Raw genomic sequence first — 15,844 nt, 5'->3', positions numbered from 1 at the left:
GCAGGCGTGATCGATATCAGTGAATCCGTGATGCAGATCCTTCTGGCATTCATCGTCGTCGGCCCGCTCATCGGCGCCGCCGCCGCTCTTCTGCCCGCCCCGCCCGGGCTGAAGGGGAAGTCGCCCGAGCAGGCGGTGCTGCGGCACGGCGTGACCGTGACCGGCGCGGTGCTCATCGCCGCGATCGTCCTCACGCTCGGCTTCGACCACGACACCCCGGCCAAGGCACAGCAGATGCAGGCCACGACGGACATCAGCTGGATCCCCGCACTCGACGTGCGGATCCACCTCGGCATCGACGGCATTTCCCTCCCCCTCCTGGTCCTGACCGCCCTGTTGACCTTCCTCTGCGCGCTGTACAGCTACTTCAAGATGCCCGAAGGCCCGACCCCGAAGGCCTTCGTCGCCCTGCTGCTCGTCCTCGAGTCCGGCACCCTCGCGACCTTCGCCGTCCTCGATCTGCTGCTGTTCTTCCTCGCGTTCGAGATGGTGCTCATCCCGATGTACTTCCTCATCGCCCGGTGGGGCGGTGCCCAGCGCCAGGCCGCCGCCTGGAAGTTCATCCTCTACACGCTGCTCGGTTCGGTCGTCATGCTGCTGGGCCTGCTCCTGATCGGAATCAACGCGGGCACATTTGACATGGTGGCACTCGCCACTGACAACGGCTCATCGCTGACGACATCCGTGCAGGTCATCGCCGTTTTGGCGATCGGAATCGGGCTTGCGGTCAAGACGCCGATGTGGCCGCTGCACAGCTGGCTGCCGGACGCACATACCGCCGCGCCCACCGTCGGCTCGGTCCTGCTGGCCGGCGTGCTGCTGAAGATGGGTACGTACGGGTTCGTCCGCATTCTGCTGCCCATCACGCCGGACGGGATGCACACCTTCGCCCCCTACCTCGCCGCCTTCGCCGTGGTCGGAATCATCTACGGATCCCTGGCCTGCCTGGCTCTCGCCAAGCAGGGCGCGAAGGGCGATCTCAAGCGGCTCATCGCGTACTCGTCCGTCGGCCACATGGGCTTCGTACTGCTCGGCATCTCGACGATGACCCCGACCGGCGTGAACGGCGCGCTGTTCGCCAACATCGCCCACGGCCTCATCACCGGCCTGCTGTTCTTCCTCGTCGGGGCCTTGAAGGACCGCACGGGTACGACCGACCTCGACACGCTCGCCGAGGGGGCCGGCGCCGCGCTGTACGGCAAGGCCCCGCACCTCGGCGGCCTCCTCGCCTTCGCCGCAGTCGCCTCGCTCGGGCTGCCGGGCCTCGCCGGATTCTGGGGCGAGATGCTCGCGCTGTTCGGCGCGTTCAAGCCCGCCGACGACCTCAACCGCCCCGCGTATCTGACGTTCATGGCGATCGCGGCCTTCGGCACGCTGCTCACCGCCGCATACATGCTCGTTGTCGTACGCCGGGTCTGCATGGGTGCCACCCCGCAGCAGGACTCCCCGAAGCTCGCCGACGTCCAGAGCTACGAGTTCGCGGCCTGGACGCCGCTCGTCGCCCTCACCGTCGTCGCGGGCCTGTGGCCCAAGGCCCTCCTCGGCCTGACCGACCCGGCCGTTCAGCAGCTCCTCGCAGGAGGCACCCGATGAGCTCCCTGGTCCAGTCCGTCGACTGGCTCGCGATCGCGCCGCCCACCATCGCCGCGGTCGTCGGACTCGTCGTGCTGGTCGCCGACCTCTTCCTCGACGCCGCCAAGAAGGCGGCGCTCGGCTGGGTCTCGGTCGCGGGACTCGCCGCGTCCACACTCATGTTGCTGCCCCTCCTGGACGGCGACCGCGCCACCTTCTGCCTGACGGGCGACGCGGACGTCTGCAGCTATACGGCGGACCGGTTCACCCTCGTCATCCAGTTCCTGGTCCTCGGCGGCGCCCTGCTCACGGCCCTGCTGTCGGTCACGGCCCTGAAGGACGCCAAGGGGGAACTCCCCGAAGGGGAGTTCTGGTTCCTGCTGCTCTCCTCGGCCGCGGGCGCCGCCCTGCTGCCCGCGTCCCGGGACCTCGCGACCCTCATCGTCGCCCTGGAAGTCGCCTCCCTGCCGGCCTTCGCGCTCGTCGGCCTCAAGCGCGGCGACAAGAAGTCCTCCGAAGCGGCCCTGAAGTTCTTCCTGTCCTCCGTCACCGCGACCGCCGTGAGCCTCATGGGCGTCAGCTTCGTCTACGCGACGACCGGCACCCTCTACCTCACCCAGATCGCGGACAAGATCCAGAACGTCGACGAGCAGTTCCACACGCTCGCCCAAGCGGGCGTCGTCCTCACTCTCGTCGGCTTCGCCTTCAAGACGGCTGCGGTGCCCTTCCACTTCTGGGTGCCCGACACCTACGTGGGGGCGCCCTTGCCGATCGCCGCCTACTTGTCGGTCATCGGCAAGGCGGTCGGCTTCTCCGGGCTGATCCTCGTCACGGTCGTCGCCCTCCCGTCGTACGCGGACGTCTGGGGCCCGGCACTTGCCGTGCTGGCCGCCCTCACGATGACCGTCGGCAACGTCGGCGCCCTGCGACAGCAGGCCACGCGCGCGTACAGCGCGGTACGGCTGCTCGCCTGGTCCTCCGTCGGCCAGGCCGGCTACCTCCTGGTGCCGATCGCGGCCGCCGGCTACTCCAAGGACGCCGAGAAGGCCATCGGCTCCACCGTCGCGTACGCGCTCATGTACGCCGCCGTGAACCTCGGCGCCTTCGCGGTGGCCGCGCTGGTCGCCCGCAGGAGCCCCCTGAACCGCATCAGCGACTACCGCGGCCTGTACGCGCAGAGCCCCCTGTCAGCGCTGCTCCTCGGCTTCTTCCTGCTCTGCCTCGCCGGGCTGCCGCCGGGCATCATCGGGCTGTTCGCCAAGGTCACCGTCTTCTCGGCGGCTGTCGACGCGGGGCTCGGCTGGCTGGCCGTGGTCATGGCCGTCAACGTCGTGATCGCGCTCTTCTACTACCTCCAGTGGACGACCCTGCTCTTCCGCGCCCCCGAGGGCGAGCCCGAGAGGCACCGGGTCCCGGCCCCTCTGACGGCCGCCATCGCCCTGACGGCAGTCCTGGGCATCGCCCTCTCCGGCGCGCCCCAGCTGGTGCTGCGCTTCTCGGACACCGGGCTGTTCTGACATCCGTTTCTGACATCCGCACAGCACGCGCGCGCGGGCCGATGCGCGCCATCACTCGGACGGCCCACACGCGCCGGTGCGCGCACAAGGGAACTAGTACTTCCCGCCTGGCGTTGACCTGTACGGGAGGGTCCACTGAAGAGTGGAAGCAGAGCGTCAGTAAGCAAAGGGTTCCCCTGCCGCACCACTTGGAGGGCGTACCGTGCACCGCCGGCACAACGGGCTCAGGACCGCCGTACTCCTCGGGGGACTGTCCGCACTCATCATCGTCATCGGCAGCTTCTTCGGGCGTACCGGCCTCGTCGTCGCGCTGTTCATCGCGATCGGAACGAACGCGTACGCGTACTGGAACAGCGACAAACTGGCTCTACGCGCGATGCGCGCGCGCCCGGTGAGTGAGTTCGAGGCCCCCGCCCTCTACCGCATGGTCCGCGAGCTCTCGACCCAGGCCCGCCAACCCATGCCGCGTCTGTACATCTCGCCGACGGAAGCGCCCAACGCGTTCGCGACAGGACGAAACCCGCGTAATGCGGCCGTGTGCTGCACCGAAGGAATCCTGCGCATCCTGGACGAGCGCGAGCTGCGCGGCGTCATCGGCCACGAACTCAGCCACGTCTACAACCGCGACATCCTCATCTCGTCGGTCGCGGGTGCCCTCGCCTCAGTGATCATGTTCCTGGTCAATTTCGCCTGGCTGATCCCCATCGGCCGTTCGAACGACGACGACGGCCCCGGCATCCTGGGCATGCTGCTGATCATGATCCTGGGCCCGCTCGCCGCGACCGTCATTCAGCTCGCCATCAGCCGTTCCAGGGAGTACGAGGCGGACGCGTCCGGCGCCCAGATCACCGGCGATCCCCTCGCCCTCGCGAGCGCCCTGCGCAAGCTCGACGCGGGCATCAAGCAACTGCCACTACCCCCCGAGCCGCGCATCGAGACAGCGAGTCACATGATGATCGCGAACCCCTTCCGCCCGGGCCAGGGAGTGTCGAAGATGTTCTCTACGCACCCTCCGATGGCGGAGCGCATCTCCCGGCTCGAGAAGATGGCAGGTCACCACCAGTGAAGACAATCCTGAACGTCATTTTCGGGATCGTTCTTCTGCGTGAAGCATCGCGGTCGGGTCAACTCGCCCTTCGATGACCATCGGGGGCAGTAGCGCAGGCTCCGGGAGCGCCGACAGCGCGCAGGCCAGACGGTCTGCCCCGTCGTCACGTTCAGTCGGCCAAGGACAGGTACACCCTGTTCCCGCTTGCCGCGATCTCCTTTTGGCTAATCTTCATCGAGAACGGTCACCAGCCGGACATTCTCCTCACCAGGAATTCGTGCTGCTCGCAGGATGCGCAAGTCGGGAAGAAACCCGCACACGACTACGACGGACACCAACGCTCCGGACTCCGAGCGCCCGAGCCAGACCGCGTACGTCCCGTCTCCACCGGTGTAGAAGGACACGAGATCACCGCCGGTTGCGTCATCCGTAGTGCGTGAGTACCCGTCGCCGATACTCTCTCCGGCGTCGTGCTCCTGGTCCACGACATAGCGCCGATATTTGTCCGCGAGCACTTCCCAACCGGAGGAGTCGGCGAAGCAGCCCGCGGCTGCATCAGTGTCGAACCCGAAGATCTCGCCGTCCCGCAGAAGCCTGGGATCGTCTCCCTCGGCGAGAGCCATGTCCCAAGAGACCGGCGGCTCCGTGCCCAGCAGCAGACGCACGGCCACTTCCTCTTCCACCGGGAAGCACTCGTCTTCGTACCGCCCCTCGTAGGCGACCACAGCAGCCTGCAAGGAGTGTTCGCCCGGGGGGATTCGCTCAGACAGCTCACGGCCGGCGGTTCTCCCTCCGGGCACAGGATCGGCAACGGTAAGTCTGCCGCTGGGCACACGCAGCACGGCGATCTCCCGTACGTCACCGACCGTCATCTCCGGCTCGAACCGCGTCGCAATGCGAGTACCGGGCTCGAACAACTCACGCAAGTGAGCCCGCTCGGCCGGGCGAGGCGGCAGCCAGGGAGAACGAGTGACGGATGCCTCCTCGCGTGCGGCCTCGGAAGAATCCTGACAGGCCATGTGGTGCCCCAGCGACGACGGCTCAGGGAAGAACAGCTCCCGGGTACCTCGTACGCCGAACTCCGACCTGTCACGCCACCGGTCTGTATCGGCAATGTCCGCAAGGGTGTGCAGCGACGAACCTCGATCGCCTTGTGGCTCAGACACCTTCCGTCCCCTGCCGCCGGGAAAGAGGTCCATCCTCGTGCGCCAGGCATCCTGTGCGAACTCGGCCTGTGTCGGCCGGTCATAGCGCCACTCTTCCAGGTGGCGCAGGAACAGACGCCCCGGTTCGATCAACCGCCAGTCCATCTCGTGAGTCCGGCGTCCTTGATCGTCGTACGCCCACACGCCTGCGTAATGATCACCCCATGCCACCAGGTGCACCTCGACCGGTGCGAGCCGCTCCCCCACGCGATGGACCATCACATACGGCTTGCCCGCATCGTCCCGCGCCTCGGCCTCGGAACGGGAGAGCGGTCGCAAGGTGGTACGCGAGGACAGATCCCACCCCTGCGCGTACGACACCACCACTGTCCGTCCAGCGTCGCCCATCACAAAGCCCCTCCCACGCTCCGCACTTTCCCGCCCCGGTCTCCGAGCGAACCGTAGCGGCCGCCTATGACAACGGCCGGGGCTGGTACCGGGGGCCGCCGGAGCATCGGCAACGCGGCTGGAGGCAGTGCTCGTGACCAACCGGCCGTGAGCACCGCCATGGTTCAGTCGTCACTCCTGGCGTGCGCTGCGAGCGTGGTGCGGCCCGGGGTGACCCAGTTGGCGACACCGCGGAGAGGCGTTCAAGGAAGGCCCTTTGCACTCGGGCTTCGTCGTGTCGCGAGCCAATATCAGCGCCCACCGAACCTCTGATCGGTCGGGACCACCTCACGCCCCAGCGGCATCAATGAGATAGGGATGAGCTTCAAGTTGGCCCACCCGAACGGGATGCCAATGATCGACAGGAATAGCGGGATGCTCGTGATCAGGTGCCCCAGCGCCAGCCACCATCCCGCGAAGATCACCCAGATCACGTTGCCGATGAAGGACGGCGCGCCGGCGTCCGGGCGCTCTACAGTGGTTCGGCCGAACGGCCACAGGACGTAGCCCGCGATCCGCAGTGAAGCGATGCCGAACGGGATGGTGACGATCAAGATGAAGCACACCAGGGCGGCGACCGTGTACGCGATGGCCATCCAGATGCCGCAGAAGATCAGCCACAGGACGTTCAAGAGCAGGTGGAACAGCTTCATGATCGGTACCTCTCCAGGTCGGTCCGCTGGCGCTGCCTGCCAAGACAAGTATCAGCTGGTTAGGCGTTCAGGCGGAACCGCAGCGCCCTTGTGGCGTGATCGGGAACGTTCCGAGACGATTCCGTTCGGTATCGCCAACTTCAAGCTCATCCCGGTCTCGCTGCTTCCCCTGGGGCGCGAAATCGTGCGCACGGACCAGCCGTTCGCGACGCGTTAGCAGGGCGGCGGGGGTGCAGAGTCCGAAGTACGCGGTGGAGGCATACAGCAGCAGAGGCTTCGGCGACTCGATCTGGGCCCTGTGCAAGGACGCCGCCGACGAGCTCTTCGCCGATCCGCTCCCTCCGGCGCGCGTGCGGTACGAACTCCTCGGCTGCGCGCCCCAGAGCGAGCTGGCCGCGGCCCTGGAGCGGGCGCGTGTCGACGGCTCCGCGCCTTTGGGCGGCCTGGTGCTACGGGCGCTCGACGCCGCGCACACTCCGGTCGGCGAGGAATGGCCCCTTGAAAACGCACGTGTCCTCGGCGACCGCCCGTGCGCGTTGGACCTGACGCTGCGCGACATCACCGTAGAGGCGTCGGCGGTCCCCGATGCTCAGGCCGAATATCCCCAACGACCATCACTCTCTTCGGGATACCGCCTTCTCGGTGCGGAGAGCGAGCCATGGGGCCACTGCCGGGGCCTCGCCCAGGTCCCCCGTGAATTCATGGAACCGGCCGAGCCGCCGGTGCGCCTCCTCGGCTGCTCCCCGCGCGGCTCCCTGCGCGACGCGCTCGACGCGGGGGACGAGGACCTGGGGCATGCCAGGGTGCTGCGTCTCAACTGGATCGGTTGGACCGTCGGCGCCGTACTCGAAGGTGAGATCACCGCGTGGATCCCCTCCACGCACGGTCGGGGCCTGGTCGACCTCACCCTCGACCCCTGGTCGCGGCGGCTGCCCCGGGCGGCCCGCGAGGCCTGGGACCTGTGGTGGCACGAACGCCAGTCCGAACCCAACAGCTGGGCCCGATGCAGCGTGCAGGGACGGGAGTTCTGGCTCGAGCGAGCCCGGGACAGAATGAACCAGTACGGGCCCGACAGAGTGCCCGGCGCCACCTACCACCTCGATGGCCGGTACGTCACCGATGCGGCGGCCTTCCACTGCGCTCTGGGCGAGGCGTTGAACGGACCTGGCGGTTACTTCGGCCATGACCTGAGCGAAGTCGCCGACTGCCTGGGAGGCGGATTCGGCGCCGAGCCGCCCTTCAGCCTCGTCTGGCACCACGCCGACGTCGCCCGCGCCTGCCTCGGCGTGACCCCGTGCCGCGACCCCAGACCGCCGACTTTCGAGGAACTGCTCGCATTCCTCACCGAGAACGGTGTCGACGTACGCATCGCCTGATCGGTTATCCACAGGCCGCCCGATTGTCAGTGGCGCGCTGCATCATGAACCCATGACCGAAATCGAGCAGTTGCTGGCAAGGGTCAGTACGGAGGCCCGCAACACCCGCCCCTGGGGCTGGCCTTCACTCCCCGAGCCCGTGGAGGCGGCGGCGGTCACCCGCGCCGAGTCCGTCCTGGGCTTCGCCCTGCCACCCCTGCTCGCGTCGCTCTACCTGCGGATAGGGGACGGCGGATTCGGTCCGGAATACGGCCTGTTGCCGCTGCTCGACGGCTCCCCGTCAGGGGAGCCGGCCGCGGTCCCGCAGTACCTCGCCCACCGCGAGAGCGGCCGCAAGGACCCCGAATGGCCCTGGCCCGAGGGCGTCCTGCCGATATCCCACTGGGGCTGCGGAATGTATGCGTGCGTGGACTGCCGCAGCCCCAAGGGTACGGTCCTGCTCTTCGAGCCGAACGCCGACGACGCGGACCACGCGTGGTACGTGGACGCGCCCGACCTCCAGGCCTGGCTGCACACCTGGCTCGACGGCTCCGGTTGGTACGAGGAGTCCCACGAGGGTACGGACATGGCCCCTTGGCCCGACTTCCGCATACGCGCGGCGACGGCACAGGTGCCATAGCCAACGAACTTGCGGAGCGGCTACCCCACGCCCCGACTCCACGCCTGTGGCTACCGCGAAGCAGCCCACCTGCGTACGCCGTACGCCGCCGCGCCCACGCCGAGCACAGCCGCGCCCGCGACCACGGAAACCCCCGGCAGCGCGAACGCCAGCGTCACACACCCGATGAGTCCCACCACCGGCACAACCCGCGATGCCGGAGCCGGACTCAGCGTCCAGGCAGACGCGTTGGCCACCGCGTAGTACGCCAGCACACCGAAGGAGGAGAACCCGATCGCGCCCCGCACGTCCACCGTCGCGGCCAGCACGGCGACCACCGCGCCCACTGCCAGCTCTGCCCGGTGCGGCACCTGGAACCGCGGATGCACGGCGGCGAGGGAGCCGGGCAGATGACGGTCCCGAGCCATGGCCAACGTCGTCCGCGAGACGCCCAGAATCAGAGCGAGCAGCGAGCCGAGCGCGGCCAGGGCCGCACCCACCCGCACCACCGGCACGAGCCCCGGCACACCGGCCGCCCGCACCGCGTCGGCCAGCGGCGCCGAAGCTTGCCCGAGCTGCTCCGCCCCCAGCACGGAAAGGACCGCGACCGCGACCGCCGCGTACACCACCAGCGCGATGCCCAGAGCCATCGGGATCGCGCGCGGAATGGTGCGCGCCGGATCCCGTACCTCCTCACCGAGCGTCGCGATCCGGGCGTACCCGGCGAACGCGAAGAACAGCAGCCCAGCCGCCTGAAGCACTCCGCCCGCGCCACCGGAGAGCCCGATGTCCAGCCGCCCGGCGTCGGAGGCGTCGGAGTCGAGACACACGACCACCACGGAAGCGAGGACCGCGAGAACGACCGCCACGATCGCCCGCGTCAGCCAGGCCGACTTCTGTACGCCGCCGTAGTTCACCCCGGTGAGGGCCACCACGGCCCCGACCGCCACCGCGTGCGCCTGTCCCGGCCAGACGTACGCGCCCACGGTGAGCGCCATCGCCGCACAGGAGGCCGTCTTCCCGACGACGAAGGACCAGCCCGCCAGGTATCCCCAGAAGGCCCCGAGCCGCTCGCGCCCGTACACATAGGTGCCGCCCGAGGCCGGGTACAGGGCGGCGAGGCGCGCCGACGACATCGCGTTGCAGTAGGCGACCACGGCGGCGACCGCGAGCCCGAGCAGCAGCCCGGACCCGGCCGCCCGTGCCGCGGGGCCCAGCGCCGCGAAGATCCCGGCGCCGACCATCGAGCCGAGACCGATGATCACGGCGTCCCCGACGCCCAGGGTGCGCCGCAACTCGGCACCGGACTGTGTCATGGCCCGCACCCTACTGATCAGCGCAACCGACCGGCGCCGATGAGGCGTCCTCCCCGCCAACGAGGCACGAACAACAGGCACAACCAGCAGCTTGCAAGCATGAACACAGCTCGGCCGGAGCAGGAGCAGAGCGCAGGCACAGCACGGAAAGGCAGGTTCACGGCATGGGCATCATCGGCTGGATCATTTTGGGGCTGTTGGCCGGAGCCATCGCCAAATTCCTGCTGCCTGGCCGTGACCCGGGCGGTTTCATCGGCACGACCGTCATCGGGATTGCGGGCGCCTTCATAGGCGGCTGGATCTCCGCCCGCTGGCTGGACCACCCGATCACCAAGCAGTTCTACGACGGCGCCACGTGGGCCGCCGCGATCGGCGGCTCGCTCGTCCTGCTGGTTCTCTACCGCATCCTGTTCGGCGACTCGCGCCGCTGAGCGCGTACCTCCGAGGCCGCAGCCGACGGGTGAGAAGGGTGGGCATCCAGGATGCCCACCCTTCTCACCCCCGGTCGTGCGTGCAACGAACGACCCGTTCCCGCCAGTCGACGGACCACCCGCTACCGGTAGTTCACGAACTGCAGCGCGAAGTCGAAGTCCTTGCCCTTCAGCAGCGCCTGCACGGCTTGCAGGTCGTCGCGGCTCTTCGAGCTGACGCGCAGCTCGTCGCCCTGCACCTGCGCCTTCACGCCCTTCGGGCCCTCATCGCGAATGATCTTCGCCACCTTCTTCGCGTTCTCCTGGGAGATCCCCTCCTCGATGGACGCGAAGATCTTGTACTCCTTGCCGGAGAGCTGGGGCTCACCCGCGTCCAGCGACTTCAGCGAGATGCCGCGCTTGATCAGCTTGGTCTCGAACACATCGAGGATGGCCTTGACCCGCTCCTCGGAGTTCGCCTCCATCAGGATCTTCTCGCCGGACCAGGAGATGGAGGCGCCCACGTTCTTGAAGTCGTAGCGCTGCGAGATCTCCTTGGCGGCCTGGTTGAGGGCGTTGTCGACCTCTTGCCGCTCGACCTTCGAGACGATGTCGAAACTGGAGTCGGCCATGTCCTGTGGCTCCTTGTATCGGGGTGCGTAGGGGCGGCCGTCGAGCCCGGCGTCGGTCCCCGGCCGCATCCGCATAAGCCTAGCCACCCGCTCCCCTCCGAGCGCAGATCAATCGGGTGGCGAAGCACCCCCGAGCATCGGGTATCGTTTACGTCGTTGCCACAGAGCACCGCCGAAAAGCGGTCCTCAGGGCAGCAACCCCGGCGGTGTGGGCGCCGCCACACGGGAAACAAGGGGCCCGTGACCAGCGTGAATCGCTGGTCACGGGCCCCTTGTCGTGTGTTCTGGTGCAAGCCGGCCTGCTGTGACCTTGCCTCCTGTTCGAATGCTCCGCGTGGACGCGCCTGCGCGGTCCGTCGTCCAGTGACTCGTGACATCTGGCAGGCGTTGGGTGTACGCGCCAGGAAGATGCCTGGGGGGAGATGGGGCCCCTGCATGGAGGCATGTGGCTTGGCGCGCCCTTGGGGCTACCCGCAGCGTGCCGGCGGGCGAGCTGGCTGCGGCTGCCCCTATGGAAAGTGGAATAGGCACCTCTCTTCACGCTGCTCACTTATTACTTAAAGGCGACCACGAGTCTCGTATTTCGGGGCTTGCTGAAGATTGATCGTCGTAGTACTTTCTCCACCACGTCGAAAAGGGAAAGGGGGGTTCATGTCGTACCTATTGAACCCGAGCTTCGAGGATAAGGACGTGCAGTGGCAGCGAGTGAATATCCCGAGCGCTGTCAGCTATGACATCGTTCAGGGAACCGCTCAGGTCCCAGCGAAGTCGGGAGATTTCTACCTCGCTGTTCGGTCGACGGTGCCAGGAGGGTCAATTGCTCAGGACTTCACTATTCAGGGAGTCCGAAGCATTTCGGCTTTCGCGTGGGTGCGGGCTCGGGTCGGCCAGGTGAGGGGAACGCTCGCGATCTGGCAGCTGGGGCCGCCTGACCGCCCCATGCCTGCTCGGTTCACTGCTGGCAGCTCGGACTGGACACTGGTCACGTCGACCCTTGACCTCACCAACGTGGGCTCCAGCAAGACGCTGCGCATCGAGTTCTACCTCGATACCCCCAGTACCGATCTACTGATAGACAGCGTGAATGCATTCTGAGGCATTCGCTGCCCGGGCTGAAAGTCGGCCTGCTGGGCGTGAAATAGGTAATGCGATCGCGCGGTTGCCGTGCCGTGTAAACGGCCGCCACGCAAGGGTCCTGGTCTGCGATTAACGCAAGCGAGAAATCCTTCGCCTAACTCGCGATCTCGGCGCGAAGAAGGTCGTACGGGTGTTGGTCGGCGACCAGAGCAAGATTCCCGAGGGAGCCCCCCTCTGAACCGCGATTGAGCAGTTCGAAGGGGGTTTCTTCGTGTGTGGGAGGCGGGAAAACCGGTTGGGGGCCGCGGGGAGGGCGGGCGATGCCGCGCGGGCCGCTCCTTCAGTGGCTCATCCGCATCTCCCTCCCCGCCGGGCACACTGATCCCATGTCATCGCGTCGCAGGAACTGCCCCGAGTGCCGTAGGGAGATCGCCGTCGTCGCGGGACGGTTCGCCCGGCATGATCCGCCGGGAGCGCGGGGCAACGGGGAACTCGTCTCGTGCCCCGGATCGCGCAGGCAGGCGCAGCTCGGGGCCGCCCAGCCGGCGCTGGACGGGTACGTCGTGGCGGAGTTCCCCGGGCAGCTCCCGCTGTTCTGACCGGTACGCCTGCCGCCGTGGCGTGACGACGGCGCCCTAGTTGCCCGCCACCGACTTGACCGCCACCGAAATGGGTGTTGAACCGCTGATCACTTCCAGGGTCAGCCCGGCTGTCGCCGACGTCTCCAGCAGCTCCGCGAGGACCGCGGCGACGTCGTCGCGCGGAACCGTCCCCCGACCGGCGGAGGCCTCCAGGCGTACGAGGCCGGTGCCTGCGTCGTCGATCAGGCCTCCGGGGCGCAGGATCGTCCAGTCCAGGGCCGTACGACCGCGTACGTACTCGTCGGCCTCGCCCTTGGCGCGCAGATACACGTCGAATACGTCGTCGCCCTGGTGTGCCGGGTCCGCGCCCATGGACGAGACGACGATGTAGCGCCGTACACCAGCCCGTACCGCGGCGTCCGCGAACAGGACGGCGGCGCCCCGGTCCACCGTGCCCTTGCGGGCCGGGCCGCTGCCCGGGCCCGCGCCCGCCGCGAAGACGGCCGCGTCCGCGCCCTGCAGATGTGCGGCGACCTGTTCCACCGAGGCCGACTCCAGATCGCACAGGACCGGCTCGGCACCGGCCGCCCGCAGATCGTCGCCCTGCTCGAGGCGGCGGATGATGCCGGCGACCTCCTCACCGCGCGCGCTGAGCAGCCGCTCCAGCCGCAGCGCGATCTGACCATGACCTCCAGCGATGACAGTGCGCATGCTTCCGACCGTACGCCCGCACGGACACGTTCGCCGCACAACCCTGTGGGCGACTCATGAGTCACACATGAGTCATATGAGTGATTCCAGTGAACCGATGACTGGGTCGCTGAGTGAACGAGGGGATGTCGTGCGGGAGCCGCGCGGCGTCGTAGAGGAGAGCATCATCAACGCCATACGCAAGACCGCCACCGCGGTCGGCTCCACCGCTGTGCTGCTCGCCGTGGTGGCGGCCTGCGGCACGATCCAGAACCTCAGCGCTGGGCAGAAGGTGGACCAGGCCGTCGACCGGCTCGGCGAACAGAAGTCGCTCGCCTTCCAGTTGGACCTGGACGCCGACCCCGACGCGCTGACCTCACTGACCGACGGGTCCGACCCCGACGGACAGATCCCGCCGCAGTTCGCGAGCCTGCTCGCCGGGCTGCGGATCGACGTTTCCGTCAAGTCCAGGAAGCCGCTGGCGGATTCGGGTGAGAAGGACCTCGTCGGTACGAGTGTCAAGGTCGCAGGCCCCGACGGGCTCCTGGCCGAATACCGGGTCGTCGGCGACTTCACGTACTACCGCACCGACATGAAGGCCTTCAGCAAGGCGATGGGCTTCCCCATGCCCTCGGCCGACGAACTCCCCGAGAGCGAGAAGGCGTTCAGGAGCGTCCTCGAGGGCGAGTGGGTGAAGTTCGACACCCGAGGTGCGGACGAGGCCCTGACTTCCGACGAGGGGTCCGTGGACGGCGCCGACGGTGCCGACGAGATCGACGCCAAGACCCAGCAGAAGATCATCAAGGCCGTACGCGGTGCCCTCGCCCGCGATGTCACCCTCAGCACCAAGAGCGGCAGCGACGGCACCGAGCGGATCGTCGCCGAGGGCAACTTCCGTGAGCTGATCACCGGGATCTTCGACAAGCTCCAGCCACTGCGGGGTGAACTCCCGGCAGGCACCGAACTCCCCACGGGCGACGACCTGAAGGACGCCCCGAACAAGAAGGTCGCGGTCGACTTCACGCTGAAGAACGGCGATCTGAAGCAGGTCGAGGTCGACCTCTCCGTTCTCGCCGACGACCCGAAGGCGGCCGAGCTTCCGCTGGTCCTGAAGTTCGCCGAGGCGGGCGATGTCAGTGCCCCGTCGGGCGCCGCGGAGATCCCCGCGGACCGGATGCCTGGGCGGGTCAGTCCGTTCGGCGGCGGGGTGTTGGGCGGCGGCGTGCTCTGAGCATCGGAGGGACCATTCCCTGCGCGTGGCGTCCGTTCACAAGGCTGAACGGGTGCCACGCGCGCGTGGGAAACCGTTCACGAAGGCTCCTGGCGCCCCTGCCGAGGTAGATCCAACCCTGCCGCGGTCGCCGAGTTGCAGTACTCCCGCACTGCGCTGGTCCGCGCCACCACGCGCCCCCGGTGCACCACGATCCGGCTGTACGCGAGCGACAGCGCCCCCGAGAGCCGGTCCCCGCGCACGGCGAGCAACTCGGCCGGGAAACCCACCTCGACGCGCACCTCGGGCAGTCCCAGAGCGGCCCGCGCGCCGGAGCTCACGGCGTCGTACGCGTCCTCGGGGCGTAGTCCGTACCGCGAGGCCAGCAGATACGCCGCCTCCAACGGGTCCCCGCGGCCCACCGGGTTCGCCGCGTCCCGCAGGGCGCCGCTGCCCGCCGCGACCCGTACCCCGGCCGCCCGCAGCAGCCGTACCGGAGCCGTCCCACGCCGGTCCACGCCCCCGCAGCCGCCCTGCGGCAGGCACACCACCGTGACCCCGGCCGCGGCGAGTTGGTCGGCCGCCCGGGAGAGCGCCTTGGCGGGCAGCCTGCCGAGCCCGCCGCACGGGCCGAGCACCACCCCGGGCCGCAGCCCGCCTGCCATCGCCGCGAGCCGTCCGAGACGGGCGGGGTCGGTGGCGTCCGTGTGCAGGTCGACCGGGCAGCCGTGTTCGGAGGCGAGTTCCAGGACCGCCTCCACGTAACCCGTCGGATCGGGGTCGGCGTCCGGACAGCCGCCCACCACTGAGGCGCCCATCTTCACGGCGTCCCGCAGCATCGCGAGCCCGTCGGCCCCGGCGACCCCGGTCAGCACTCGCGGCATCGCCACCGCCGTCAGCTCGGCCAGCCCGCGCAACGCCCGCCGCGCCCCGAGCAGCGCCGCCAGCGCGCCGAGCCCCTGCACGCCGCCGACGCGCACGTGCGAGCGCAGCGACGTCGCCCCGTGGCCGAGCTGCAGCAACGCGGCCTCGGTGGCCCGGCGCTGGACCTCCTGGGTGTCGTACGAGAGGGGGCCGACGCCGTCGGCCGTCAACGCTGTGTCGCCGTGCGCGTGGGGCTCGGCGGGGGCCGGCAGCAGCAGGTAGCCGTCGAGCTCCACCTTCGCGGCGAGCGCCCCGGGAGCGCTCGCCGTCAGGCTCCCGGCGGTGCCGACCGCCTCGATGCGCCCGCCGCCCAGCCGTACGTCCACAGTCCGGCCGTCGGTGAGCCGCGCCCCGCACAGCAGCAGGGTGGCGGTTTCGGGCTGTCCCGACTGTCCCGATGAGGAATGGGGCGGCTGCGGCTGACTGTCGGGCATCGCGCTCCTGGGGTTTCGGGGGCGGCTGCGGGGAGGGACGACTGCGGAGACCGGGGGTGCGGAGAGTGGGTTGCGGAGAGTGAGGTTCGGCGAGCGGGGGATCAAGATCACTCAGCGTGATTCGAGCCTAGGGTGGCGAGCCGTCCTCGTCGGGGAGGAGCGCAATAGTCGTACTGGCGTGGGCCGTCCCCTGGGAGAGGTCCAAGGAGCGGGC

At 68.6% G+C, this 15,844-nt stretch carries 15 protein-coding genes and 1 pseudogene; 10 read left to right on the top strand and 6 right to left on the bottom strand.

The genetic code is table 11. The features are described 5' to 3' along the window. Positions 1-6 precede the first annotated feature (6 nt). The 3 genes from ACX28W_RS17040 (at position 7) to htpX (ending at position 4,155) form a co-directional block, all read left to right on the top strand. The gene (locus ACX28W_RS17040) at positions 7-1,593 is read left to right on the top strand and encodes an NADH-quinone oxidoreductase subunit M (protein ID WP_458999796.1); all 1,587 of its coding nucleotides are present in this window, start codon (positions 7-9) and stop codon (positions 1,591-1,593) included. Next, positions 1,590-3,089 (top strand): NADH-quinone oxidoreductase subunit N, encoded by a 1,500-nt coding sequence (locus ACX28W_RS17035; RefSeq protein ID WP_458999795.1) that lies wholly within the window; start codon positions 1,590-1,592, stop codon positions 3,087-3,089. The genes ACX28W_RS17040 and ACX28W_RS17035 overlap by 4 nt, the downstream gene beginning before the upstream one ends. Before the next feature lie 202 nt (positions 3,090-3,291). Continuing rightward, a complete protein-coding gene (gene htpX / locus ACX28W_RS17030) occupies positions 3,292-4,155 on the top strand; it encodes a zinc metalloprotease HtpX (RefSeq protein WP_458999794.1) in 864 nt (287 codons plus the stop codon). Between the two features lie 206 nt (positions 4,156-4,361). Here the strand turns inward: htpX and ACX28W_RS17025 are convergent, their stop codons facing one another. Together ACX28W_RS17025 and ACX28W_RS17020 are read right to left on the bottom strand one after the other, a co-directional pair. Continuing rightward, entirely contained in the window at positions 4,362-5,690 is a 1,329-nt protein-coding gene (locus ACX28W_RS17025; RefSeq protein ID WP_458999793.1) for a DUF4241 domain-containing protein, read from the bottom strand. 290 nt (positions 5,691-5,980) lie between these two features. Further along, positions 5,981-6,382, bottom strand: coding sequence for a YccF domain-containing protein (locus ACX28W_RS17020; protein ID WP_458999792.1), 402 nt, complete (start codon positions 6,380-6,382; stop codon positions 5,981-5,983). 118 nt (positions 6,383-6,500) lie between these two features. On the opposite strand from ACX28W_RS17020, the pseudogene ACX28W_RS17015 reads away from it, so the two are divergent. From ACX28W_RS17015 to ACX28W_RS17005, 3 genes and pseudogenes are all read left to right on the top strand, one after another. Then, positions 6,501-6,599 (top strand): annotated as a pseudogene (locus ACX28W_RS17015) (YccF domain-containing protein); the annotation flags it as partial. A 13-nt stretch (positions 6,600-6,612) separates the two neighbouring features. After that, positions 6,613-7,758 carry a barstar family protein gene (locus tag ACX28W_RS17010; protein WP_458999791.1) on the top strand — a complete coding sequence of 382 codons (1,146 nt, stop codon included), beginning with the start codon at positions 6,613-6,615 and terminating at the stop codon, positions 7,756-7,758. A 52-nt stretch (positions 7,759-7,810) separates the two neighbouring features. Next, positions 7,811-8,377 carry an SMI1/KNR4 family protein gene (locus ACX28W_RS17005; RefSeq protein WP_458999790.1) on the top strand — a complete coding sequence of 189 codons (567 nt, stop codon included), beginning with the start codon at positions 7,811-7,813 and terminating at the stop codon, positions 8,375-8,377. 50 nt (positions 8,378-8,427) lie between these two features. On the opposite strand, the gene ACX28W_RS17000 is transcribed toward ACX28W_RS17005, so the two are convergent. After that, positions 8,428-9,672, bottom strand: coding sequence for an APC family permease (locus tag ACX28W_RS17000; protein WP_458999789.1), 1,245 nt, complete (start codon positions 9,670-9,672; stop codon positions 8,428-8,430). A 164-nt stretch (positions 9,673-9,836) separates the two neighbouring features. On the opposite strand from ACX28W_RS17000, the gene ACX28W_RS16995 reads away from it, so the two are divergent. Continuing rightward, on the top strand, positions 9,837-10,103 hold the full coding sequence (locus ACX28W_RS16995; RefSeq protein WP_362065346.1) for a GlsB/YeaQ/YmgE family stress response membrane protein: 267 nt from the start codon (positions 9,837-9,839) through the stop codon (positions 10,101-10,103). 122 nt (positions 10,104-10,225) lie between these two features. Here the strand turns inward: ACX28W_RS16995 and ACX28W_RS16990 are convergent, their stop codons facing one another. After that, positions 10,226-10,714 carry a YajQ family cyclic di-GMP-binding protein gene (locus ACX28W_RS16990; protein WP_355789823.1) on the bottom strand — a complete coding sequence of 163 codons (489 nt, stop codon included), beginning with the start codon at positions 10,712-10,714 and terminating at the stop codon, positions 10,226-10,228. A 651-nt stretch (positions 10,715-11,365) separates the two neighbouring features. Here ACX28W_RS16990 and ACX28W_RS16985 point away from each other — a divergent pair. Together ACX28W_RS16985 and ACX28W_RS16980 are read left to right on the top strand one after the other, a co-directional pair. Next, positions 11,366-11,809 (top strand): hypothetical protein, encoded by a 444-nt coding sequence (locus tag ACX28W_RS16985; protein ID WP_458999788.1) that lies wholly within the window; start codon positions 11,366-11,368, stop codon positions 11,807-11,809. A 368-nt stretch (positions 11,810-12,177) separates the two neighbouring features. Beyond that, complete coding sequence (locus tag ACX28W_RS16980) at positions 12,178-12,390, top strand: hypothetical protein (protein WP_168529599.1); 213 nt, start codon at positions 12,178-12,180, stop codon at positions 12,388-12,390. 36 nt (positions 12,391-12,426) lie between these two features. Here ACX28W_RS16980 and ACX28W_RS16975 read toward each other — a convergent pair whose 3' ends face one another. Further along, positions 12,427-13,083 (bottom strand): SDR family oxidoreductase, encoded by a 657-nt coding sequence (locus ACX28W_RS16975; RefSeq protein ID WP_458999787.1) that lies wholly within the window; start codon positions 13,081-13,083, stop codon positions 12,427-12,429. Positions 13,084-13,180: 97 nt separating this feature from the next. On the opposite strand from ACX28W_RS16975, the gene ACX28W_RS16970 reads away from it, so the two are divergent. Then, positions 13,181-14,293, top strand: a complete 1,113-nt coding sequence (locus tag ACX28W_RS16970) for a hypothetical protein (protein ID WP_458999786.1) — start codon at positions 13,181-13,183, stop codon at positions 14,291-14,293. 77 nt (positions 14,294-14,370) lie between these two features. On the opposite strand, the gene ACX28W_RS16965 is transcribed toward ACX28W_RS16970, so the two are convergent. Then, positions 14,371-15,630, bottom strand: a complete 1,260-nt coding sequence (locus tag ACX28W_RS16965; protein WP_458999785.1) for an amidohydrolase family protein — start codon at positions 15,628-15,630, stop codon at positions 14,371-14,373. Positions 15,631-15,844: the final 214 nt, after the last annotated feature.

The sequence above is a fragment of the Streptomyces sp. SD15 genome (genome assembly GCF_054462255.1).
Note: the sequence above shows the minus strand (reverse complement) of the source record. Positions and strands in the feature narration are given on the sequence as shown.

Coding starts and splice junctions, on each gene's coding strand:
- ACX28W_RS17035 (WP_458999795.1), top strand. CDS start 1,590: ATGAGCTCCCTGGTCCAGTCCGTCGACTGGCTCGCGATCGCGCCGCCC.
- ACX28W_RS17025 (WP_458999793.1), bottom strand. CDS start 5,690: ATGGGCGACGCTGGACGGACAGTGGTGGTGTCGTACGCGCAGGGGTGG.
- ACX28W_RS17020 (WP_458999792.1), bottom strand. CDS start 6,382: ATGAAGCTGTTCCACCTGCTCTTGAACGTCCTGTGGCTGATCTTCTGC.
- ACX28W_RS17005 (WP_458999790.1), top strand. CDS start 7,811: ATGACCGAAATCGAGCAGTTGCTGGCAAGGGTCAGTACGGAGGCCCGC.
- ACX28W_RS17000 (WP_458999789.1), bottom strand. CDS start 9,672: ATGACACAGTCCGGTGCCGAGTTGCGGCGCACCCTGGGCGTCGGGGAC.
- ACX28W_RS16995 (WP_362065346.1), top strand. CDS start 9,837: ATGGGCATCATCGGCTGGATCATTTTGGGGCTGTTGGCCGGAGCCATC.
- ACX28W_RS16990 (WP_355789823.1), bottom strand. CDS start 10,714: ATGGCCGACTCCAGTTTCGACATCGTCTCGAAGGTCGAGCGGCAAGAG.
- ACX28W_RS16985 (WP_458999788.1), top strand. CDS start 11,366: ATGTCGTACCTATTGAACCCGAGCTTCGAGGATAAGGACGTGCAGTGG.
- ACX28W_RS16980 (WP_168529599.1), top strand. CDS start 12,178: ATGTCATCGCGTCGCAGGAACTGCCCCGAGTGCCGTAGGGAGATCGCC.
- ACX28W_RS16975 (WP_458999787.1), bottom strand. CDS start 13,083: ATGCGCACTGTCATCGCTGGAGGTCATGGTCAGATCGCGCTGCGGCTG.
- ACX28W_RS16970 (WP_458999786.1), top strand. CDS start 13,181: ATGACTGGGTCGCTGAGTGAACGAGGGGATGTCGTGCGGGAGCCGCGC.
- ACX28W_RS16965 (WP_458999785.1), bottom strand. CDS start 15,630: ATGCCCGACAGTCAGCCGCAGCCGCCCCATTCCTCATCGGGACAGTCG.